The sequence below is a fragment of the Halobacillus litoralis genome, assembly GCF_009856355.1.
In the GTDB taxonomy this organism is placed as follows: Bacteria; Bacillota; Bacilli; order Bacillales; family Halobacillaceae; genus Halobacillus; species Halobacillus litoralis_B.
The window spans coordinates 1-22,393 of the sequence record NZ_WMEW01000004.1; the positions used below are offsets into that span (position 1 = coordinate 1).

Annotated in this window: 19 protein-coding genes; 1 reads left to right on the plus strand and 18 read right to left on the minus strand. The window is 46.3% G+C overall.

The genetic code is table 11. From position 1 onward, the window contains the following. Positions 1-491: 491 nt before the first annotated feature. The 8 genes from GLV97_RS07435 to miaA all read right to left on the minus strand — a co-directional run bounded on the left by GLV97_RS07435 (position 492) and on the right by miaA (position 8,580). A complete protein-coding gene (locus GLV97_RS07435) occupies positions 492-1,592 on the minus strand; it encodes an N-acetylmuramoyl-L-alanine amidase (protein WP_160835685.1) in 1,101 nt (366 codons plus the stop codon). 232 nt (positions 1,593-1,824) lie between these two features. Continuing rightward, positions 1,825-3,156, minus strand: coding sequence for a type I glutamate--ammonia ligase (glnA, locus tag GLV97_RS07440; RefSeq protein WP_160835684.1), 1,332 nt, complete (start codon positions 3,154-3,156; stop codon positions 1,825-1,827). Positions 3,157-3,184: 28 nt separating this feature from the next. Beyond that, on the minus strand, positions 3,185-3,589 hold the full coding sequence (locus GLV97_RS07445; protein ID WP_160835683.1) for a MerR family transcriptional regulator: 405 nt from the start codon (positions 3,587-3,589) through the stop codon (positions 3,185-3,187). A gap of 111 nt (positions 3,590-3,700) precedes the next feature. Continuing rightward, positions 3,701-4,963, minus strand: a complete 1,263-nt coding sequence (locus GLV97_RS07450) for an aminotransferase class I/II-fold pyridoxal phosphate-dependent enzyme (protein ID WP_160889423.1) — start codon at positions 4,961-4,963, stop codon at positions 3,701-3,703. Positions 4,964-4,980: 17 nt separating this feature from the next. Then, positions 4,981-6,216, minus strand: a complete 1,236-nt coding sequence (gene hflX, locus GLV97_RS07455) for a GTPase HflX (RefSeq protein ID WP_160835681.1) — start codon at positions 6,214-6,216, stop codon at positions 4,981-4,983. 79 nt (positions 6,217-6,295) lie between these two features. Further along, entirely contained in the window at positions 6,296-7,231 is a 936-nt protein-coding gene (locus GLV97_RS07460) for an AAA family ATPase (protein ID WP_337194087.1), read from the minus strand. Positions 7,232-7,380: 149 nt separating this feature from the next. Next, positions 7,381-7,605 carry an RNA chaperone Hfq gene (gene hfq / locus GLV97_RS07465; RefSeq protein ID WP_160835680.1) on the minus strand — a complete coding sequence of 75 codons (225 nt, stop codon included), beginning with the start codon at positions 7,603-7,605 and terminating at the stop codon, positions 7,381-7,383. 30 nt (positions 7,606-7,635) lie between these two features. Then, positions 7,636-8,580: a tRNA (adenosine(37)-N6)-dimethylallyltransferase MiaA gene (gene miaA, locus GLV97_RS07470; protein WP_160889424.1), complete on the minus strand. Its 945-nt coding sequence runs from the start codon at positions 8,578-8,580 to the stop codon at positions 7,636-7,638. A gap of 186 nt (positions 8,581-8,766) precedes the next feature. Between miaA and GLV97_RS07475 the strand changes: the two genes are divergently transcribed. After that, positions 8,767-9,126, plus strand: a complete 360-nt coding sequence (locus GLV97_RS07475) for a helix-turn-helix domain-containing protein (protein WP_160835678.1) — start codon at positions 8,767-8,769, stop codon at positions 9,124-9,126. Positions 9,127-9,249: 123 nt separating this feature from the next. On the opposite strand, the gene mutL is transcribed toward GLV97_RS07475, so the two are convergent. The 10 genes from mutL to rny all read right to left on the minus strand — a co-directional run bounded on the left by mutL (position 9,250) and on the right by rny (position 22,173). After that, the gene (mutL, locus tag GLV97_RS07480; RefSeq protein ID WP_160889425.1) at positions 9,250-11,130 is read right to left on the minus strand and encodes a DNA mismatch repair endonuclease MutL; all 1,881 of its coding nucleotides are present in this window, start codon (positions 11,128-11,130) and stop codon (positions 9,250-9,252) included. Between the two features lie 13 nt (positions 11,131-11,143). Further along, positions 11,144-13,723, minus strand: a complete 2,580-nt coding sequence (gene mutS / locus GLV97_RS07485) for a DNA mismatch repair protein MutS (protein WP_160889426.1) — start codon at positions 13,721-13,723, stop codon at positions 11,144-11,146. Positions 13,724-13,888: 165 nt separating this feature from the next. Then, on the minus strand, positions 13,889-14,467 hold the full coding sequence (locus GLV97_RS07490; protein ID WP_160835675.1) for an outer spore coat protein CotE: 579 nt from the start codon (positions 14,465-14,467) through the stop codon (positions 13,889-13,891). A 169-nt stretch (positions 14,468-14,636) separates the two neighbouring features. Next, complete coding sequence (locus tag GLV97_RS07495; RefSeq protein ID WP_027954282.1) at positions 14,637-15,065, minus strand: RicAFT regulatory complex protein RicA family protein; 429 nt, start codon at positions 15,063-15,065, stop codon at positions 14,637-14,639. Beyond that, complete coding sequence (gene miaB / locus GLV97_RS07500) at positions 15,066-16,631, minus strand: tRNA (N6-isopentenyl adenosine(37)-C2)-methylthiotransferase MiaB (protein ID WP_160889427.1); 1,566 nt, start codon at positions 16,629-16,631, stop codon at positions 15,066-15,068. Positions 16,632-16,887: 256 nt separating this feature from the next. Next, positions 16,888-18,063 carry a glycine C-acetyltransferase gene (locus tag GLV97_RS07505; protein WP_160889428.1) on the minus strand — a complete coding sequence of 392 codons (1,176 nt, stop codon included), beginning with the start codon at positions 18,061-18,063 and terminating at the stop codon, positions 16,888-16,890. Positions 18,064-18,080: 17 nt separating this feature from the next. Next, positions 18,081-19,121: an L-threonine 3-dehydrogenase gene (tdh, locus tag GLV97_RS07510; protein ID WP_337194088.1), complete on the minus strand. Its 1,041-nt coding sequence runs from the start codon at positions 19,119-19,121 to the stop codon at positions 18,081-18,083. A 243-nt stretch (positions 19,122-19,364) separates the two neighbouring features. Continuing rightward, on the minus strand, positions 19,365-19,625 hold the full coding sequence (locus GLV97_RS07515) for a stage V sporulation protein S (RefSeq protein WP_160835671.1): 261 nt from the start codon (positions 19,623-19,625) through the stop codon (positions 19,365-19,367). 108 nt (positions 19,626-19,733) lie between these two features. Then, positions 19,734-20,531 carry a TIGR00282 family metallophosphoesterase gene (locus GLV97_RS07520; protein ID WP_160889430.1) on the minus strand — a complete coding sequence of 266 codons (798 nt, stop codon included), beginning with the start codon at positions 20,529-20,531 and terminating at the stop codon, positions 19,734-19,736. 79 nt (positions 20,532-20,610) lie between these two features. Then, on the minus strand, positions 20,611-22,173 hold the full coding sequence (gene rny / locus GLV97_RS07525) for a ribonuclease Y (RefSeq protein WP_160835669.1): 1,563 nt from the start codon (positions 22,171-22,173) through the stop codon (positions 20,611-20,613). Between the last annotated feature and the right edge of the window lie 220 nt (positions 22,174-22,393).

A 22,393-nucleotide genomic window follows, 5' to 3' on the forward strand; every position in this document is an offset into this window, starting at 1 on the left:
TGATCTTCTTGACCAAGTTAGCTGAGGCCGTGCCCGCGGCAAGCATCCATCGACAAGCGATTCGTGAGAATCAACAACAACCTTTAACCACTTCTCTTGATAGGAAAAGGAGTTTTTCAGTGGCCACGGGATCTCCCGCCGTTTTTTTATATTGAACATATCCAGGAACGTTAAGAGGCACCCGTACGATTCCTTTTATTCCGGCGATGGATATCAGCCGAATAAATGTTCCTCTTCAGAAATGTGCGGACGCTCCTCTTCTGCAGACAGTAAGCAAGGACAACATCAGGGTGATTTTTGATCACTCGAACGGATCGCTGGGACCAATGCTTTCCCTCGGATAAATAGATCATATCAATGACCTGCTTGTTTTCTATAGACTGGTTAAAAATTGTCTCCAATGTGAACACCCCTAACACGAACGTGCGTTCCGTTTCTTTTATTATATGCGCACACATGGAAAATGTACACTGGAATGTTTTACAGCCCTTTTATTGACTTAAATAATTTTTAATATTCTGGGAGGTCTCCAATCGTGTTTTCCCGGTTAAGTCGATAAAATTACTTCCTTTAAGCCCATCCGTGCCGCCCCCGGCCACAATAATCTGTTCAGCGACCTGCCGCTTTTCTGCCACCGCCCTGAGGGCAATTAAGGCATTTTTGCGGATGGCCAGCGCCTCTACAGCGGGAAAATCTGCAAAAGAGTTTATGACAACTGCCAGTTTTTCCATTTCCTCTTCTCCTTTATCCAGGTCTTCTAAAGCTTTCTCCATAGCCGCCTTCGTTTTCGGTCCATAAAAGCCGTCCACTTCAAGATTCTGATCCTTTTGAAAAGCCTTGACGGCCGCTTCTGTGGCAGGACCGAAACTGCCGTCGGCTCCAAAACCATTCATCGTATAACCCAGCTTTAATAAATTTTCCTGCATCTCTTTCACTTCCGCGCCCGTGTCTCCGAGCGAAAGATAGTCCAATCCGCCTTTATACGGGATACCGAAATAATCTAAAATACCACGGGCGTGCTCCTCGGCAACCTCTTTTTGAAAACTTTCATCAATCATCAATAAAGCTTCCCGCTTGTTATCCATATAGCCGTTCTCTGTTAACACCGCCGGCATGTCCGTTTCCCGCAATACGTGGAAGTTCGCCTCTTTGATGCCTCTGAAGTTCTGATCGGTGCCCTGGCGTAAGTATTTTGCGAGTGATGACGCCAGTTTTCCGGCTGATCGGTTTAAATAACCGGGATAGACGTAAAGTTCGATGCCATTTGGATCCGCCCCACCAAAAGATCCGTCAAAAGCATTGTAATGCACCGATACATAGATGTCAGATTTGTTCTCATTGGCTGCCCGTGTCCGGTAGGATAACGGTGTATCCTCATTTGTTGGTGCTACGAGCAGCACACGGAATCCATGATCCAGCAGAATCGGCGTTAAATACTGCACAACTTTCCGGTTGAATTCATTTTCCTTTATCTGTCTTCCTATTTCCTGGATATATGGCGTTCTTTTCCCTGGTGTTTCCATTCCATGCCCATCATCCAAAGCAACAGTACGCCCATTCCACCTCCCTGGTGGATTGATTAATCTAGCCATATACATCCCCCTCTCCACTTTTCCTTTCTGGAAAAGGTGGTTTACTAGGACATTCTTCTATCATCCTACTCCATCTGTATGCTTGGATACTAACCTTGGTGCCGGCCTTTCATACAAAAGGAGGAATCCTGTCAGATTTTCTGCCAGCTATAGACGACGGTGTTTCAACCGGATGCCGCCCTGAGAAACATAAAAAGAGCCCTGACTTATAGTCAGGGCCCTTCTTCTTGAATTAGTAGGTCTGCAGATACTGTTCGCGCTCCCATGGATGAACCTGGGTACGGAACATATCCCACTCAATTTCTTTTGCTTCAATGAAGTGCTCAAATAAGTGCTCTCCAAGAGCTTCCACCATGATCGGATCTTCCTGAAGCTCTTCCAGAGCGTCATACAATGTTGCAGGCAGATCCTTGACCCCATGGGCTTCACGTTCTTTCTTATCCATAACGTAAATGTTACGGTCTACTGGAGCTGGAGCCTGCAGGCCGTTCTCCACACCATCAAGGCCTGCAGCCAGAAGGACAGCCATAGCCATGTAAGGGTTGGCGGACGGATCCACACTTCTCACTTCAATACGCGTACTGAGACCACGTGATGTTGGTACACGGACAAGCGGACTGCGGTTCTGTCCGGACCAGGCTACGTAGCACGGCGCTTCATATCCAGGTACAAGACGCTTATAGGAGTTTACAGTCGGGTTGGTAACCGCTGTAAAGTTCGTGGCGTGCTTAATAATACCTGCCGTAAACTGATAGGCCACATCGGAAAGCTGCTCTTTTCCACCTTCATCAAAGAAAGCATTATTTCCATTTTTGAAGAGGGACATGTTAGCGTGCATACCGGATCCATTCACACCAAACAGCGGCTTCGGCATGAAGGTTGCATGCAGGCCGTGCCGGCGCGCAATTGTTTTGACAACCAGTTTAAAGGTCTGGATATCATCACAGTGCTTCACAGCATCCGCATATTTAAAATCAATTTCATGCTGGCCAGGGGCAACCTCGTGGTGGGAGGCTTCAATTTCAAAGCCCATCTCCTCGAGTTCCAGCACGATATCACGACGGCAGTTTTCCCCAAGATCGGTAGGAGCCAGGTCAAAATAACCGCCACGGTCATTCAGCTCCATGGAAGGGTCGCCTTTTTCGTCCAATTTAAACAAGAAGAATTCAGGCTCTGTACCGATATTAAAGGCAGAAAATCCGAGCTTCTCCATTTTTTTAATGTTGCGCTTCAGGTTATAGCGCGGGCATCCCTCGAAAGGAGTTTCGTCCGGGTTGTAAATATCGCAGATGAATCGGGCCACTTTCCCCTTTTCAGACGTCCAAGGGAAAACGACAAACGTATCCAGATCTGGAACCAGATACATATCCGATTCCTCGATACGCACGAACCCTTCAATGGAGGATCCGTCAAACATCATTTTTCCGTCCAGTGCCTTGTCGAGCTGGCTTAGTGGAATCTCCACATTTTTGATTGTGCCGAGCATATCCGTAAACTGCAGACGGATGAACTTGACATTTTCCTCGTCGATTTTCTTAAATATTTCTTCTCTTGTTAAACCCATAGAAATACCCCTCTCCAACAAAAATTCATTAATGGAAGAACCTTGACATTTCTCCCTGCCTGATGGCTAGTTTCCCTTGTCTTCCCGCGGTGAATAGTTCCTGCTGCAGCATACGGCGGAGCTGTTTATCGGTTAATTCATTGTGAACTTCCTTCACACGATCTCCATCATATGCCTCGTTCTGCGGCTGTTCTTCAAGCTTGAGAACTTTTTTGATTCCCGCCATATTAACTCCCTGGTCAATGAGATCCTTAATTTCAAGCAGTCGATCGACATCATTGAAGGAAAAAATCCGGCGGTTTCCTTCAGACCGGGCAGGATGAATCAGCTCATGCTGTTCATAATAACGGATCTGCCTGGCTGTAAGGTCTGTTAACGATTGAACAATCCCCATCGGGAACAACGGCATGGAACGACGAATTTCATCACTCATCGATGTGCCTCCTCCCGTAAAGATGATACTTTAATTATACGTTACAGAGGGAAGATGTCAACATATGTGAGGAATGTTTACACTGTTTCTCCTGCATTTTTTGAAAGGGCTTTAAAAGGCTTTGGAATCCACTTTTACCATTCCTTCATCTTCCAGCCCCTGCACAGCTTTCATTACGGCTGTTTTGACATGGGCATACGTGAGCCCGCCCTGGACATAGGCGGTGTAAGGCGGACGAACAGGTCCGTCCGCTGTAAGTTCAAGGCTCGCTCCTTGAATAAAGGTTCCCGCAGCCATAATAACCTCATCTTCATAACCCGGCATGGCACCAGGCTGTGGTGTTACATGAGAATTTACAGGTGATGCCTGCTGGATAGCCTGACAGAAACGGATCATCTGGTCTGCATTCTCAAAATTCACGGACTGGATCAAGTCCGTCCTTGGTGCATCGTAGGAAGGATTCGTATCAAAACCTAATTCACTTAAAAACCTCGATGTGAAGACGGCACCTTTCAAAGCTTCTCCCACGACATGGGGCGCAAGAAAAATCCCCTGATACATTTCCTGGAGGCTGTTCAGACTGGCTCCGGTTTCTTTGCCTAAACCTGGTGCTGTCAAACGATAGCTGCATTGTTCGATCAGATTTTCCTTCCCTGCAATATATCCACCGATCCGGGCAATACCTCCACCTGGATTTTTAATTAAGGACCCTGCGATAAGATCCGCCCCTGCTTCCAGTGGTTCTCTTGTTTCTACAAATTCTCCATAACAATTATCGACAAAAATGATTACGTCTTCTTTCAGACTGCGGACGAACGCAATGATCTCCTCAATCTTCTTGATCGGGAAGGACGGTCTGTTGTCGTACCCTTTGGAGCGCTGAACGGCGACGACCTTCGTCCGCTCCGATACAGCCGCTTGGATTTTCTGCTTGGAAAATCCACCCTGTTCATCCAGAGGGATGGACTGGTAAGCCACACCGAAATCTTTAAGGGAACCTTTATCTGTTCCATTTTCAGTGCCAATCACTTCCGTGAGCGTGTCATAAGGCTCCCCGGATATGTAAAGCAGCTCATCCCCTGGACGAAGGACCCCGAATAGTGCCGTCGTAATCGCATGCGTACCGGAAATCAGCTGAGGACGAACGAGGGCATCCTCAGCCCGGAATATCTCTGCATACAAGGCTTCCAGTGTATCTCTGCCAAAGTCATCATACCCATACCCTGTCGTTGGATTGAAATGGGAATCGCTGACCCGTAGTTTATGAAACGCATCCAGAACCTTGGATTGATTCTCTTCCACAATCCGGCCGATTTTCCTGTGCTGTTCTGTTATTTGGATTTCTACTTGTTCTTTCAAAGCTTGAATATTCATGCTGCACTCTCTTTCTATTAATAAATCTGATGCTTCAATGGATGGTCGGGATGGATAAATCCGTGAAGCGCATATCCTTCCTTATCCTCATGGAACGTAAGCGATGTAACCATGCTGTACGTCTTAAACTGCTGCAGACGTTTCCCTTCAGAAGCTGGAATGAACACATCGTACTCGTCCCACTCTTCTTTAAGAACCTCTTCAATTTTATGAAGGATCCGCTTCAAATCAATGGAATCATGGACACTCACGGTTATAGAAGGAAAGGAATCCGGAATGAAATCCTCATTCAGGAGATCCATCTTATTATAGACCGTCAGCATAGGAAGCTTCGCTGCACCAAGATCTTCAAGAAGCCGGAGTACTGTTTTCTCCTGCTGAATATGATCAGGATGAGACGCATCCACCATATGGACGATGAAATCGGCTTCTGTCACTTCTTCCAATGTGGAACGGAAGGCAGCAATCAGCGTTGTCGGCAGATCCTGGATAAACCCGACCGTATCCGATACGAGTGCCTGAAAACCGGAAGGCAGGCTCATCTGACGTGTCAGCGGGTCAAGCGTGGCAAACAAGAGGTCCTCTTCGAACGACCGGCTGTCTGTCACTCTATTGAAAAACGTCGACTTTCCTGCGTTGGTATACCCTACAATAGCTACCTGGAACGCCCGGTTTTCCTTCCGCCTCTTTCTATACTGCTCCCTTTGTTTTACAACGGCATCCAGCCTCCGTTTGATATCATCAATGCGGCGCTGGATATGACGCCTGTCTGTCTCCAGTTTTGTCTCCCCGGGACCACGGGTTCCAATCCCTCCCCCGAGACGCGACAAAGCTGTCCCCTGTCCTGACAAGCGGGGCAGAAGATACTGCAGCTGGGCAAGCTCCACCTGAAGCTTCCCTTCTTTCGTCCGCGCTCTGCCCGCAAAAATATCCAGGATCAGCTGGCTGCGGTCAATGACCCTGACCTCAGCGATATCCTGAATATTCCGGAGCTGCCCCGGAGAAAGCTCATCATTAAATATGATCAGTTCCGCTTCATTTTCTTCCGCAGCTTCCTTAATTTCCTGAAGCTTCCCTTCCCCAAGATAGGTGGCGGGGTGAACCCGGTCACGCTTTTGTGTAATAATCTTACACACTTCACCCTCGGCGGTTTCTGTTAAGGACTGCAATTCCTCCAAAGAAGACTGGAAGCGTTCCTCCAGCTCAGCCGGATCTTTTCTTGCTACTAAAACGACGCGTTCGTTAGCACTCATCTAAACACCTTCTTTTCTACACCTGTATCATCCACTTTCATCATAACAGAAAAAGGGGATCTATGAGTATCATCCCCTTCTAATGGACACGCTCTTCATCTTTTGGAAAAGAAAAATCTTCAGCCTCAAGTGTCATCAGCACCTCTTTTTGTGGAGACTCTTCTGCCATGACACGAAACGCATGCCGGCGGACAGCCTCCTCAATCATATTCCTTACATATCTGGCGTTGGAAAAGTTCAAGAGGGACCGGGAACAGACCGACCTCAGGTGCTCCTGCAGTTTCACATCGGCCGCCGGAGTCAGCTGGTACTCCCTGTCCTCAAGCATTCCCGCGGCTATGGCAGACAACTCGCGCCACGAATAATCCTTAAAGGTAAGCTTCAGCGGAAACCTGGAGGCGAGGCCGGGGTTGATGGTTAGAAAATCTTCCATCTCATCCGGGTACCCGGCAAGGATAATGACGAGTTCGTCATGGTGATCCTCCATGCATTTCACAATCGTATCAATCGCTTCCTTACCGAAGTCTTTTTCGCCTCCCCGCGCCAGAGAATACGCCTCGTCAATAAAAAGAACCCCTCCAAGGGCTTTATGGATTAAATCCTTTGTTTTTTGAGCTGTGTGTCCAATGTATTCCCCCACGAGGTCACTTCTGTCCGCCTCGATGAAATGCCCCTTCTCAAGAACTCCCGCTTCATGAAACAACCGGGCGACCATGCGGGCCAATGTCGTTTTCCCTGTCCCCGGATTCCCTTTAAACACCATGTGAAGCACCTGCTGGTTCTTTTTCAAACCGGCATCCGCTCTCTTACCCGCGATGACCACCTGTGCATAAATCTCTTTCATCTGCCTTTTCAATGCTTCAAGGCCTACGATGGAAGAAAAGAAGTCTTCGATCATCCGGAAAGGTGATCGTTCCTGGGTGAGGGCCCTGCTTTCAGGCGCAGACCTTGAACTTGTATCTTGAAGGACAATGTTAATCGTACCGGGCCTTGCTGTTTTGGCTTGCGGATACACGTGGATCCCTCCTTATTCTGCTTCATCATACGCAATAAGGAAAGAACCTGTGACAAACGCCCACAGCGAATACGTTCCAATTGAAATACAAAAAAGCGGATGCTTCAAGAGCATCCGCTTTCCCCATCCATTCAAGACTTATGTAAGCCTTATTCCTTATCCAGCGATACATTCTTAATCGGCGCGAATGTAGAGATGGCATGCTTGAATATCAGCTGCTGTTTCCCTTCCGTTTCCAATAGAATAGTAAAATTGTCAAAAGCCTTGATTATTCCACGCAATTGGAAACCATTGGTCAGAAAGACAGTGACCTGCATACGTTCCTTGCGTAGTTGATTTAAATAGTTGTCTTGGATATTTACTGATTGAGCCATGGATCTTCCTCCTCTTTTCTATCTGTAATATTACGATTCGCCGCTTTTGTCGATCATTCCTGCTAAATCTGCGAAAATCGTTTGAAATTTATGCTCATAATTCTCAGGGGTAACTTCATACCAATGGACATCCAGCTTATTTTTAAAGTACGTGTACTGGCGTTTGGCATACCGCCTCGAATTACGCTTGAGAAGATCAACCGCTTCCTGGAGGTCCACGTCTCCTTCCAGGTATGGAATCAGTTCTTTATAGCCGATAGCCTTCATAGACTGGGCATCCTTCAGTCCTGCTTGATATAAACGATGCACTTCATCTAAAAGTCCTTCCTCCATCATTTGATCCACACGGGTGTTGATACGCTCATAAAGGCGTTCTCTATCCATCTCAAGGCCGATCAGGAAAGGGGTGAATGAAGAATCGGACGACTCTGCCGCCTTCTGCTCACTCATCTTTTTCCCTGTCGTTTCATAAATCTCAAGCGCCCGCAGCACCCGGCGGCTGTTATTCGGATGAACTTTAGCCGCTTGATCAGGATCCAGGCGTTCCAGCCTTTCGTACATATAAACAGGACCGTGAACGGCTGCCTCCTCCTCCAGGCGCTTCATAATTGTTTCATCCTTCTTTTCCTCAGTAAACTCAAAATTAAACAAGGTTGCTTGTATGTAAAGGCCGGTTCCCCCTACTAAGACAGGGAGCTTCCCTCGTTCGTGAATCTCATAGATCAACGACTGAACCCTTTTTTGAAATTCAGCGGCAGAAAAATCCTGCTGAGGATCCTTGATGTCAATCATATGATGAGGGACGCCCTGCATCTCCTCTTCGGTGACCTTAGCCGTTCCAATGTCCATTGTCCGGTAGATCTGCATGGAATCACCACTGATGACTTCTCCATTAAACTTTTGAGCTAATTGTACGCCCAGCTTTGTTTTACCGACCGCTGTCGGTCCAACAACAGCAGCTACGATTGGTTTCAAACTTCCACCTCCTTTATTTCACCTCTATTATACATGAATGGCTCTACAATCATACCTCATCGACTTAATTAACGGAATCCGTTAGTGTTACTAACGGATTCCGTTACTAAAAATCAAAATATTCGTTAGTCTTACTATCGCATGTCGTTAGTTTGTGTTATAGTATAAAAAAAGGAGGCGTCTAACGTGGTTCATGAAAGGATTCGCACACTTCGGAAAGAAAGACGTTTGACTCAGGCGATGCTGGCTGAAAAAGTCGGTGTTTCTCCCCAGGTGGTATCCAACTGGGAGCGCAGTTACACTTCCCCTGATCTTGAAGACTTGTCGAAGATTGCTCATGCTCTTCACACCACCGCAGATTATCTCCTTGGACTGAGCGATGAGCTGGAAGATGAAATGAGGGAAATAAAGCACCTTTTGGAAACAAAAGGATATTCAAAACCCGTGTTCTTTGATAAAAAAGCCTGGTTTGGAATACAGCCGGAGGATATTAAGCAGATAGATAATTACTTCCGTTTTCTGCTCCAGCAGAAAAACATTTCCTGACCCTCCCCTATTTTTGATGAGTCATACAAAATACAGTAATAATATTATGTAAACAACTTATACCTCTTTTATATATTGTCCATAAAAAAAGACAGCCGGTTAAAATCCGGCTGTCTTTTTTATTTACATGACCCGCTTGAACATTTTTTCCATCTCATATTCAGAGAAGAAAACGATGATGGGGCGGCCGTGCGGACAAGTGAATGGATCCGTCGATGTGCGCAGCTCTTCAAGGAGCTGGAACATATCGGATTGATTCAAGTAATGGTTCGCTTTAATGGAGCGTTTGCATGACATAAGGATGGCCGCTTCTTCCCTTAATTTCAAAATGTTGATCCGCTCATCCTGAACAAGCTGCTGGATCATATCATCAATGACTTCCTGCTCAAAACCTGTTGGAAACCATGTCGGGTGGCTGCGGATGATATACGTCGTATCACCGAAAGGTTCAAAAAACAACCCGACCTGTTCCAGTTCCTCTTTATATTCCTCAATCTTCAATGCTTCCTGTTTAGAAAAATCGAAAGTTAATGGAATTAAAAGTTCCTGCACTTCATGATCCACCTGTGCCAGTTTATCCCGGAAAAATTCATATTTAATCCGTTCCTGTGCAGCGTGCTGATCGACGATGTACATACCTTCTTCATTCTGAGCTAGAATGTAGGTGCCGTGAAGCTGGCCGATTGGATACATCACAGGAACCCTTCGGCTGCTCTCCTTCTTGGAGGGGGCTGTAGGTACCTCCTCCTGCCCGACATTTTCTTCATCTTCATTCTTCTCCGGTTTGAAATCAGCCATCATTTCCTTCAGCATCGCTTCCTGTTTCCCCGCAAATACCTCGGACTTCTCCTCTTCAGCCTCCGCTGCAGCCGGAGGTTCTTCTTTCAGCAGATGATCGACGGCTGACTCTCTTTGGTTGTGAGCCTCCTGTTTCCTTGTTTCATGGAATTCAAAAGTTTTCTGTTCGGAATACTCTTTTTTCGGCTTGGCTTTTGTTTCCTGAACATCCGGAATAAGGGTTTCTTTTCGAAACGTATTCCGGATCGTTTCTTCCAAAAGGGCATACAACTCCTTTTCCTTACTAAACCGCACTTCCAACTTGGAAGGGTGGACGTTGACATCGACAAGAATTGGATCCATATCAATATTCAACACAACAATCGGATTTTTGCCAATGGGAAGAAGGGTGTGATACCCCTGTTGGACCGCCTTGTTCAACGGCACACTTTTTATATAGCGGCCGTTGATGATCGTAGACATGTACTGTCTTGAAGCCCTGTACACTTCCGGTTTGGCTATATACCCCTTCACTTTGAAGTCCGACGTCTCCATTTCAACTGGAACCATTTTCCTTGCCACGTTCATCCCGTAGATGCTTGCGATCACCTGAAGCAGATCCCCGCGGCCGTTGGTCTTGAAAATCTGCTTTTCGTTGTGCGTACAGACAAACTGCACTTCCGGATGGGCCAGGGAAATCCGGTTCAACACATCGGTAATGTGACCCAGCTCTGTATGGATGGTCTTCATATATTTCAGACGCGCCGGAGTGTTGAAAAATAATTCCTCCACCGTGATATCCGTCCCTTTGCGGGCATCCCCTCTGCCCTTCTGCATAAGGTGACCACCTTCCAGGTCGAGTTTCGTTCCTGCTTCTTCGCCCGTAGACGTCTGAATACTCAGCCGGCTGACAGCTGCGATACTTGCCAGGGCTTCCCCCCGGAAACCAAGGGTACGCACGTGAAACAAATCATTTTCATCCAGGATTTTACTCGTTGCATGACGGTGAAAAGCCCGCTCACAGTCCTCTTCCTCCATCCCTGCTCCATTATCAATGATACGGATCCGTTGAAGACCGGCTTCCATCAAGTCGATCTTCACCCAGGAAGATCCTGCGTCTATACTGTTTTCCACCAGTTCCTTTACCACAGAGGCAGGCCGCTCGACCACTTCTCCGGCTGCAATTTTGTTGGCCAGGTGATCAGGCATTAGTCGAATGCGTGCCATATATGAACCTCCTTTATTTCTTTAAGCTTTTTTGAAGCTGATACAGTTCGTTCATAGCATCCATTGGAGTCATTTCCATTAAATCAAGCGACGAGAGCCGCTTCTCCAGAATAGACGTGTCGGTGTGTCTGGCCTGTTTTGGTTTTTCTTTTGGTTCTTCCACAAATAAACTGAGCTGCTCCTCTTCATCCACAGCTGCCGATTCCTCAGCGCCCGATGATCCCTCAAGGTGGTCCAGGAGCTCTGTCGCCCGCTTGATCAACGAATCAGGAAGGTCGGCAAGCTTTGCGACATGAATGCCGTAGCTCTCATCTGCTGGACCGTCTTTGATCTGGTGCAGAAAGACGACATTCCCTTCATATTCTTCCGCCCGCACGTGGACGTTTTTCAAACGCTCCAGTTCATTTTCCAACGACGTTAATTCATGATAGTGCGTGGAGAATAATGTTTTAGCCTTAATTGTTCCGTGAATGTACTCCACAATCGACTGGGCAAGTGCCATTCCGTCATACGTACTCGTTCCTCTGCCGATTTCATCCAGCAGGATCATACTGTTTTCTGTGGCATGGGTGAGGGCATGGTTCGCTTCCAGCATTTCGACCATGAATGTACTGTGTCCGGAAACAATATCATCAGCCGCCCCGATCCGGGTGAAAATCTGATCGAAAATCGGAAGAGAGGCCGAGCCGCATGGAACGAAACTCCCCATCTGTCCAAGCACAGCCGTTAAAGCCAGCTGCCTCATGTACGTACTCTTACCGGACATGTTCGGGCCGGTAATCAAAAGTACATCGGTTTTGTCATCCATGTAAATGTCATTCGGCACAAACGTTCCATCCTGCATGACTCGTTCAATGACCGGGTGGCGGCCTTCCTGTATATCCACCCGGCGCTGCTCATTATAGGACGGGCGCACATATTGATAAGCCTCTGCCACCTGTGCAAATCCCTGCAGCACATCAATACGGCTGATCTGTTCAGCCAGATGCTGCAGTCTTTGAACATATGACTTCACGCTTTCCCTTACATTCAGGAATAACTGATACTCCAGTTCCACACTTTTTTCCTGCGCTTCCAGAATCAATGTTTCCTTTTCTTTCAGCTCCGGTGTAATGAACCGCTCTGCGTTCGTTAATGTCTGTTTACGTTCATACATCCCTTCAGGCAGATAGCGGAGATTGGCTTTTGTCACTTCAATATAGTAGCCGAAGACACGATTATACCCGACCTTCAGTGATTTAATGCCTGTTTTTTCCCGCTCTTTCTTTTCAAGCTCAGCAATCCACTGCTTTCCATTTTTCGAAGCTGCACGATAGTCATCCAGCTGTTGGTTATACCCGTCACAAATCAGCCCCCCTTCTTTCACACTGATGGGAGGGTCTTCGGCAATACTCTGCTCCAACAGATCCTTCAGCTCTTCCAGAGGGTCAATCGTCTGATACAGCTCTTTCACAGCATCGTTGTCAAACTGCTGGAGGGTGCCAAGTATTTCAGGGATTCTGGCAAGGGAATTTTTCAACTGCAGCAGATCTCGTGCGTTGACGTTCCCAAAGGCCACCCTTCCGGCCAGCCGTTCCAGATCATAAACGTTCGTCAGTTGTTCACGCAGGGTCTCCCTTTCGAAGAATCGGTCAAGGAATCCTTCCACCTGCTCGTGTCGAGTCTGGATCGCCTGTTTAGAAAGAAGCGGGCGCTCCATCCATTTTTTCAGCATGCGCGCGCCCATGGATGTCTTCGTTTTATCCACGACAGAAAGCAGGCTCCCTGTTTTCCCCTGCTTCCGGATGGTTTCCAACAGTTCTAGGTTTCTCTTCGAATACATATCCAGCGTCATATACTGCTTCAATTCAATGACTTTCACCGGCTGCAGGTGATCGAGGGAACGCTTCTGGGTGTGCTGGATGTAATTCAACAACCGGCCGGTGCCTGTCAACAACTTGTCCTGTTGGATTTCGGCTGTCAACGAGGCCAGGTCTCCATCCAGGGATGTGTCATCCTGATGGGAGAGCGTGTAGCCAAGCCGTTCCTTAAGCATCAACTGCCGCTCCTCATCAAAATCCGATGCGACGACGACTTCACGAACAGGGCGGCTGTACAGTTCACTCAAGGCTGCATCAAACCCTCCTGAAATAAGGGCCGTACTATTTTCCCCTGTGGTGAGGTCGTTGTAACTCACTGCATACGATCCATCTTCAAAAGCGCTCAAGGAAGCAATATAATTGTTTTCCTTCTCATCAAGCATACTGCCTTCCATAACGGTACCGGGAGTGATGAGCTGGACGACCTCTCTTTTGACGACGCCTTTGGCTGCTTTCGGGTCTTCCACCTGTTCACAAATGGCCACCTTGTAGCCTTTTTCAATCAGCTGCCTTATGTAGTTTTCAGCCGAATGATAAGGGACGCCGCACATAGGTATACGTTCACTTCCCCCACCATCTCTGCTCGTTAATGTAATTTCAAGTTCCTGCGATGCTTTCAGGGCATCTTCAAAAAACAGCTCATAAAAATCCCCGAGCCTGAAGAATAAAAACGCGTCCTTCTGGTCGGCTTTAATCTTTAAATATTGCTGCATCATTGGTGTATACTGTGCCATTCGTTCAATCCTCCAAAACGTACGTAGAATTCTTCATCCATTATAGCATATAGGAACAACCCTCTTTAACAAACCGCTCATCCATAAGACACCGGGGCCCTTTTTGATGACTCCGCTTGTCAGGCCTTTCCAAAAAAAAAGAACCCCCTGCTGAATGACAGGGAGTTAATGCTTATCGTCATGGTCATCACTGCTTGAAGAAGATGGAAGGAAGTCCGTTTCAATAGCTGAATAATCATCGGATGACAAATCTTGTTCGTAGTCATGATCGTGGCCGCAGCCATGCGGGTCCACTTTTACGCAAAGCTTGGTTTCACCAATCACATCAACGACAAACTCTCTTTCTACTTCTACTACAATCTTCTGGCCGTTCCCCGAAATCGTAGCTTCCAGGCAGTTCGGCTGCTGGACGACTTTGGCTATGACTTCGAAATCATCATGGATGCAGTTGTCGTCTTTCACACTCAGCTTAACGTAATCACAATACGTCACCCGTTCTGTTACCACTTCCGTTTTTGTATTGTCGTTGTAGGAATACCAGACGTTGATGTCGTAACTGCCGGAAACTTCTACGTGATCTCCTTTCTTTTTCGCATTGTAGATGTGGTTGATCACCCAGCATCCCAGAATACTTGTTGGACGGTGGGAAGGGCTGATGGTGTGCGTGGATTCTGTAAACTTTTTACCTTTACCGATTACAGCTTTGGTAATAATTTCTCTGTAATCCCGTTCAAAAAAAGACATGAGCTCTCATTCCTCCTTATTCTACCACCCATCCTATGCATGGTCTGGGCGAATGGTGACTCCATGGGAAAAGCCTGAGGACGTGTTTACTTCATTGTATGCACGAGCCTATAAAATTGTACAAAAAAAAATCCGCCGGAGGGAAACCCCTCTGACGGAAGTGTATGCATCAACGGCTGCAGCCATGACTTTGATTGTTGGAAGAACCTGTTTCCCCCTGCAGAAGATCTCCTCCTGTAGAGCGGATCACTTCATTGGTTACTTCGCGGGAAATCGTACTCGAAACCATCTGCAGAATATCATTAATGACCGTCTGCGTTTCTTTAAACTCAGCGACGACCGGGATTTCGTCCAGTTCATCCTGGAGACGGTCAATTTCCTTTTCAATCCGGTTCAAGGCTTCTGTTTTTCCGTAAGCCTGAAAATTGACGGCCTGCTTTTGAAGTGCCTTGATTTTCTTTATGTGGGACTGCACTTTCTGATTTTCATTCAACTTGGATTCCAGCTGCTTGAAACGGTCAATCTCTTCAATGTCAGCCATCATTTTTGCTAGTTTTTTTGCTTCATCGACTACTTCTTGACGTGTGTATTGTGCCATTTAATTCACCTCTACGCTAGATTCTACTAGTTCTCCATCTAAAGACCAAGTTTTTGCCTTTATTACTTTAACAGGGACAATCTTTCCGATAATGGACCGGGGTCCACGGAAATTCACAAGTTTGTTCCGCTTCGTGTATCCGGCCAGGACATCAGGATTATTTTTACTTTCCCCTTCGACAAGTACATCTACAATTTCGCCATCATATTGACTCATCGCATCTGCTGACTGCTGATTCACCAATTTATTCAAGCGCTGAAGACGGTCTTTCTTTTCTTCCATCGACACGTTATCTTTCATTTTCGCAGCAGGTGTATTATCCCTTGGTGAGTAAATGAAAGTATAGGCTGCTTCAAATCCAACCTCTTCTACAAGAGAAAGAGTATCCTGGAACTGTTCTTCTGTCTCATTAGGGAAGCCGACAATAATATCTGTCGTTAAGGTTGCCCCCGGCATTGCGTCGCGAATATTTCGGACGAGCTCCAGATACTCCTCCCGGGAATATTTACGGCCCATAATTTTAAGGACATCCGTATTTCCGGACTGGACAGGAAGATGGATATGATCCAGCATGTTCCCGCCTTTGGCAAGCACCTCGATCAGACGATCATCAAAATCGCGCGGATGAGATGTGGTAAAGCGGACACGCGGAATATCGATGCTCCGCAGCTCATCCATCAAGTCTCCAAGGCCATACTCCATATCAAGATCTTTCCCGTAAGCGTTCACATTCTGACCGAGAAGTGTGACTTCCTTGTAGCCTTGGGCGGCGAGGTGACGAACTTCCTGAATGATGTCTTTTGGAAGACGGCTGCGCTCTTTGCCGCGCGTGTATGGAACGATGCAGTACGTACAGAATTTGTCACAGCCATACATGATGTTGACCCAGGCCTTGATTTTTCCTTTTCGAGAACGGGGAAGGTTTTCAATGATATCCCCTTCCTTCGACCATACATCAATAACCATTTCCTTCCCGAACATCGCTTCCTTCACCAGCTGAGGAAGACGGTGGATGTTATGAGTACCGAAGATCAGGTCAATAAATGGGTGCTTCTTCAAAATTCGATTCACAACAGACTCTTCCTGAGACATACAGCCGCAGATCCCGATAACCAGATTCGGATTCTCCATTTTCAACGGCTTAAGGTGTCCGATTTCTCCGAAAACTTTGTTTTCAGCATTTTCGCGGATTGCACACGTATTCAATAGAATAATATCTGCTTGTTTCGTATCATTCGTGGGTTCATAGCCCATCTCTTCAAAAATACCAGCCATGACTTCTGTATCGTGTTCATTCATCTGGCATCCATATGTACGGATCATATATTTCTTTCCACGACCGGCCTGATCCATGTCTTCCGGAATTTCAAAGTCATAATGGATGTCTGTTTCCTTACGCTTACGGCGCTGAGCATCTCTCATATTTGGAGGCTGATAGGTCGTTTGAAAATATTTCATATAATCTTCACTTGTCTTCTGTTTCAATCGGTTCAAGTTGTCCTGATCTGCAGCGGAAGTATCTGTCTGACGGATCTGAGACATTTCTTTTCTCTGCTGTTCGTTCATTATAATCTCCTTTCAAGCCGATCCTTCTAACTGTACCATTATATCAAGTTTTTGATGATAAATTAAGTCAAATGGAAAAATACAGAACAAAAAGGATCGTTATGGCATCTATGAAACCGAACGATCCTTTAAAAGATTTTTATTCTTACTGATTTTTCCTCATGGTCCTTACAGAGGAAGCTCACCGCCTGGATACACAGGCGGCTGTCCTGTCCGTATGCAGCAGACAAAGAAAGGTCCTTTAAGAGGGACTGGTTTAGATAATGTCCAGTCTCCTTCCCACTGTTTCAAAAGCGTCCAGGGCCTGCTGAAGCTCTTCTTTGGAATGCTCTGCCGTTACGATCGTACGTATGCGGCCTTTTCCTCGCTGCACGGTCGGGAATACGATTCCCTGCGCAAACACTCCTTCTTCAAATAATTCATCAGAGAATTTGTGGGTCAGGGCGTCATCACCGATCATAACCGGGGTCACCGGAGTTTCACTGATTCCTGTATCAAATCCGAGTTTACTCAATCCATCCTTAAAGAAAGATGTATTATCCCAGAGTCGCTCAATGAGTTCGGGCTCTTCCAAAAGGACGTCAATAGCAGCTTCGTTGGCAGCCGTGACTGCCGGAGGATGAGAGGTACTAAACAGGAACGGGCGCCCTTTATGAATCAAATATTCCCTAAGGGTTTTCGTGCTGGCTACATAGCCGCCGAGAACGCCAATGGCTTTACTTAATGTTCCGACCTGGATGTGAACACGGCCATCTAAATGAAAATGATTCACTGTTCCACGTCCATTATCGCCAAGGACTCCGCTCGCATGCGCATCGTCCACCATAATCAAAGCATCGTACTTTTCTGCCAGTTCAACAATGGCAGGAAGCGGTGCTATATTTCCATCCATGGAGAAAACGCCATCGGTTACGACAAGACGTGTCCGGTAGTTACTGCTTTCCTTCAAAGCCTGTTCCAGAGATTCCATATTTACATGCTTGTAAATTTTCCGGTCCGCTTTGGTCAAGCGGATCCCGTCAATGATGGAAGCATGATTCAGCTCATCAGAAATGACGACATCGTCTTTTCCAAGGATTGAGGATAATACCCCCTGGTTCGTTGTAAATCCGGATTGGAAGACAAGAGCCGCTTCTGTATGTTTGAATTCGGCCAGCTTCTCTTCAAAATCTTCATGCATCTTCAGCGTACCCGCAATGGTTCTCACCGACCCTGTCCCTACGCCATACCGGGCATTGGCTTCTTCAGCAGCTGCTTTCAATCTCGGATGAGAGGTCAGTCCTAAATAATTGTTGGAAGAAAGCTGTATGACTTCCTTTCCTTTGATTGTCACTTTGGATCCTTGAGCGGACTCCAATGGAATTAAATGTCTGAACGTTCCTTGTTCCTGCATTTCGTCCAGTTCTTTCTGAAGATACTCAAAGCCTTTCATTGTTCATCCTCCTTTTGTTATGGGTGAAGAATTACTTTTCCACACAAGCCTTTATTCATTAGATCAAAACCTTTTTCAAATTCTTCCATCTTCAAATGATGAGTAATCATCGGTTTCACATCCACCTGGCCCGATTGTAAAAGACGGGATACCTGCTGCCACGTTTTATACATCTTTCTGCCGGTAATGCCCTGAACTTCCACCCCTTTGAAGACAATGTCGTTGGTCACATCAAGGCTTACACGTTTCGTCGGGAGACTCAGGATGGAAACGCGGCCTCCATTTGTTACCATTTTAAACCCTTGATCCATAGCTACTGGATGTCCGCTCATTTCACAGACGACATCTACACCATGGCCATTTGTCAGAGCCAGCGCTTTTTCCACCGGGTCTTCTTCGGACGAATGAATAACAGCAGTTGCCCCCATTTTCCCGGCGAGTTCCAAACGGTATGGGTTTAAATCAAAAGCCAGCACCTGGGATGCTCCGGCTGCTACAGCTACTCCAACAGCCATCAGACCGATCGGACCACACCCGATGACAGCCACCGTTTTTCCTGTTACTTCTCCGTTTAAGACGGTATGAACAGCATTCCCCATCGGCTCTTGAATGGAAGCCAAATCTGTAGGAAGGTCTTCTGGATTTCTCCATAAATTTTCTGCGGGAAGGGCCACGTATTCAGCAAAACAACCCTGTGTATCTACACCAATGATCTTAGTATGGGCACAAATATGATATTTCCCTGTCAAGCACTGTGGGCAGTGGCCGCAGACAAGGTGGGTTTCAGCACTAACATAATCCCCTGTATGAAAGTGTTCGACATTTGATCCTGTTTCAACAATTTCACCCGAAAATTCATGTCCGAACACATAAGGCGGCTGGACACGACTCTCTGACCATTCATCCCAATTATATATATGTACATCTGTTCCGCAGATGGAGGTAGCCTTTACACGAATCAGTACTTCATCGTCTTTCACCTGAGGTATATCCACTTCCTCAAGCTTCGCTCCAGGGCCGCGGTGATGTTTTATGATCGCTCTCATCTTTCCATTCACAGTGAACATCTCCCTTGAATATTTTTTCATCTTTATCCCTTTATAAAAACAATTTTAACATGAATTAAAAATTAATCAAATTAAACTGTCCACTGGGTAAATACAATCGGCCATATAATGATACCGCTTACGATGGAAGCCGCCCCTCTTTAAACCCATATAAAAAACCGCACTGTCTAAGTGCGGTTTGTCCTTTTAAATGAAACAGGTAATATGAAGTAATGGATCTCCCTGAAAGATCAGTTATCTTGGCTCAACAATCAGTTTAATCGCTGTTCGTTCTTCTTCATCAATTAGAATATCCGTAAAAGCTGGAATACATATTAAATCCATTCCGCTGGGGGCGACAAATCCGCGGGCAATGGCTACCGCTTTTACAGCCTGGTTTAGTGCCCCTGCACCAATGGCTTGAATTTCAGCAGTCCCTCTTTCTCTTATGACATTCGCTAAAGCCCCTGCTACAGAATTAGGTACAGATTTAGCTGATACTTTTAAGACTTCCATTACTAGCTCCTCCTTCAATCACTATAGTTGTTCCATAACTACTATATTCTTGGAGATGTAGGATATTACCTTTTCATTATGAATGAATTTGTCACAAAATTCAAATAATCACTCAAAAAAAGGATGGTCGTCGTTGATTAAGATTCGCTTCACTTTCCCTGTTCTGCCTGTTTTATCATCTACATCCACCAAGAAGGCACTTAGTTGTGCTCTTCCCGTTTTAGGCACTTCAAAACGTACAGGCAGATTCGTTTTAAAACGTTTTAAGACCGCTTCCCTGTCCATGCCGAGAATACCATCATAAGGGCCGGTCATTCCTACGTCCGAAATATATCCAGTGCCGGAAGGGAGAATGCGATCATCAGCTGTCTGCACATGGGTGTGTGTCCCAACCTGGACACTGACACGCCCGTCTACGTACCAGCCCATCGCCTGCTTTTCACTCGTCGTTTCTGCATGGAAATCCAGAAAAATCAGCGATGTGCGCTTGGAAGCCTGTTCTATTAATTCATCCACTTTTCGAAACGGATCATCATTGGGGGCCATAAACGTACGGCCTTGCAGGTTAATCACAGCAATCTCGCCTTTTGGTGTCTTCACGTACGTAAGACCTCGTCCGGGTGTACCTTCCGGGAAATTGGCCGGGCGGACCAGATAATCCGCATCATCGATGAATTCAAAGATTTCTTTCTTGTCCCACGCATGATTCCCCAGAGTGACCGCCTGCGCCCCCAGCTCAAGAAATCTTCGGTAAATTTTCTCTGTTATCCCTTTACCTGAAGCCGCGTTTTCCCCATTGATAATTGTAACTGCCGGCTGGAACTTCTTTTTCAATTTTGGAAGATAAGTCTCTACCATATCTCTACCCGGAGAGCCAACGACGTCTCCAATAAATAAAATTCTCATAAATCATTCATTCCTTTTACTATAATGTATCCGGTTTTCCTTTAAAAAATAAGTAAAGCGGCCCTTAAGGCCGCTTTACTTATTTCGCATACTCGACAGAGCGCGTTTCACGAATGACCGTTACTTTAATATGACCCGGATAATCGAGTTCTCCCTCGATTCTGTTCCGGATATCGCGCGCCAGTCTTGTCGCTTCAAGATCATCAATTTCATCAGGGCGGACCATAATCCGTACTTCACGACCTGCCTGAATCGCAAAGGATTTCTCCACACCTTCGTAAGACTCAGAAATTTCCTCAAGTTTTTCAAGGCGCTTAATATAGTTTTCGAGCGTTTCGCTTCTAGCGCCTGGACGTGCTGCAGATAAAGCATCGGCAGCCGCAACGAGTACAGAAATAACTGATGTCGGTTCTTCGTCTCCGTGGTGGGAAGCAACCGCGTTCACGACAGTGTCATTTTCCTTATACTTAATCGCAAGTTCCTTACCAATTTCAACGTGGCTTCCTTCTACCTCATGGTCTATCGCTTTTCCGATGTCATGAAGAAGTCCAGCACGACGGGCAAGCATTTCATCTTCACCTAATTCTGCGGCCAGCAGGCCGGATAAGTAGGCAACTTCCGTGGAGTGCTTAAGGACATTCTGACCATAACTCGTACGGTATTTAAGGCGGCCGAGTATCTTGATAAGGTCTGGATGAAGACCGTGAACCCCGACTTCGAAGGTTGTTTGTTCCCCGACCTCGCGGATGTAATCATCCACTTCACGGCGGGACTTATCAACCATTTCTTCAATTCTCGCAGGGTGTATACGCCCGTCTTGAACAAGTTTCTCAAGGGCCATCCGAGCTGTTTCTCTCCGGATCGGATCAAAGCCGGATAAAATAACCGCTTCAGGTGTATCATCAATGATAAGGTCAATACCAGTTAAGGTTTCCAGCGTACGGATATTTCGTCCTTCCCGACCGATAATTCTACCTTTCATTTCATCGTTCGGCAGATTGACAACAGATACGGTGGTTTCGGCTACGTGATCAGCGGCGCAACGCTGCAGGGCAAGGGATAGAATATTTTTTGCTTTTTTATCTGCTTCCTCTTTCGCCCGGTTCTCCGCTTCTTTAATCATCAGCGCCGACTCATGAGAGACTTCCTGTTCAACACGCTCCAAAATAACCTGTTTGGCCTGATCAGATGTTAAACTTGAAATTCTTTCAAGCTCTGTCTGCTGTTCTTGAAGCATAGCTTTCACTTTGCTTTCCATTTCTTCAATTTGTTGTTGTCTCTCGGCAAGAGTTCCTTCTTTCTTCTCGAGTGAAAGATCACGCTGATCCAGCGTCCCACTCTTACGATCAAGATTCTCTTCTTTCTGATTCAAACGGTTTTCAGTTTTCTGCAGTTCCAAGCGGCGTTCGCGAACTTCACTTTCAGCTTCCTGGCGGAATTTCTGGTTCTCTTCTTTCGCTTCAAGAAGAGCCTCTTTTTTGGCCGATTCAGCATTGCGGTGTCCTTCCTCCACAATCTGTCTGGCTAATTCCTCAGCACTGGAAATTTTCGCTTCCGCTATCGACTTCCGAATAAGATAACCAACAACAGAACCGATGATAAGGGCAAGCAAAATGAAGATGAGCGAGGATATCAAATCCATAATTTCACCTCCTCTTGCTATGAACTTGGTCCGTTTGTCGGTAAATACAAACGATTCATTTTCAGTTTCATTTGTTAAATTAAGGGTATAAAGATGAAAATGATACACATTCATTTTATGCCTGCCTATGCGGAATGTCAAGGAATCCCGCTATGTATCTGCTGACATATGCAAAAATTAAAAAATATCAGTCTATTCCCACATGTGATAATACTGGAAA

Excerpts from the sequence above, each read along its gene's own strand:
- GLV97_RS07445 (WP_160835683.1), bottom strand. The coding sequence starts at position 3,589 with ATGAGTGATGAAATTCGTCGTTCCATGCCGTTGTTCCCGATGGGGATT.
- GLV97_RS07515 (WP_160835671.1), bottom strand. The coding sequence starts at position 19,625 with ATGGAAGTCTTAAAAGTATCAGCTAAATCTGTACCTAATTCTGTAGCA.
- GLV97_RS07435 (WP_160835685.1), bottom strand. The coding sequence starts at position 1,592 with ATGGCTAGATTAATCAATCCACCAGGGAGGTGGAATGGGCGTACTGTT.
- GLV97_RS07495 (WP_027954282.1), bottom strand. The coding sequence starts at position 15,065 with ATGGCACAATACACACGTCAAGAAGTAGTCGATGAAGCAAAAAAACTA.
- hfq (WP_160835680.1), bottom strand. The coding sequence starts at position 7,605 with ATGGCTCAATCAGTAAATATCCAAGACAACTATTTAAATCAACTACGC.
- rny (WP_160835669.1), bottom strand. The coding sequence starts at position 22,173 with ATGGATTTGATATCCTCGCTCATCTTCATTTTGCTTGCCCTTATCATC.
- glnA (WP_160835684.1), bottom strand. The coding sequence starts at position 3,156 with ATGGGTTTAACAAGAGAAGAAATATTTAAGAAAATCGACGAGGAAAAT.
- mutL (WP_160889425.1), bottom strand. The coding sequence starts at position 11,130 with ATGGCACGCATTCGACTAATGCCTGATCACCTGGCCAACAAAATTGCA.
- GLV97_RS07520 (WP_160889430.1), bottom strand. The coding sequence starts at position 20,531 with ATGAGAATTTTATTTATTGGAGACGTCGTTGGCTCTCCGGGTAGAGAT.
- miaB (WP_160889427.1), bottom strand. The coding sequence starts at position 16,631 with ATGAACGAACAGCAGAGAAAAGAAATGTCTCAGATCCGTCAGACAGAT.
- hflX (WP_160835681.1), bottom strand. The coding sequence starts at position 6,216 with ATGAGTGCTAACGAACGCGTCGTTTTAGTAGCAAGAAAAGATCCGGCT.
- GLV97_RS07450 (WP_160889423.1), bottom strand. The coding sequence starts at position 4,963 with ATGAATATTCAAGCTTTGAAAGAACAAGTAGAAATCCAAATAACAGAA.
- mutS (WP_160889426.1), bottom strand. The coding sequence starts at position 13,723 with ATGGCACAGTATACACCAATGATGCAGCAATATTTAAAGATTAAAGCC.
- GLV97_RS07505 (WP_160889428.1), bottom strand. The coding sequence starts at position 18,063 with ATGAAAGGCTTTGAGTATCTTCAGAAAGAACTGGACGAAATGCAGGAA.
- GLV97_RS07490 (WP_160835675.1), bottom strand. The coding sequence starts at position 14,467 with ATGTCTTTTTTTGAACGGGATTACAGAGAAATTATTACCAAAGCTGTA.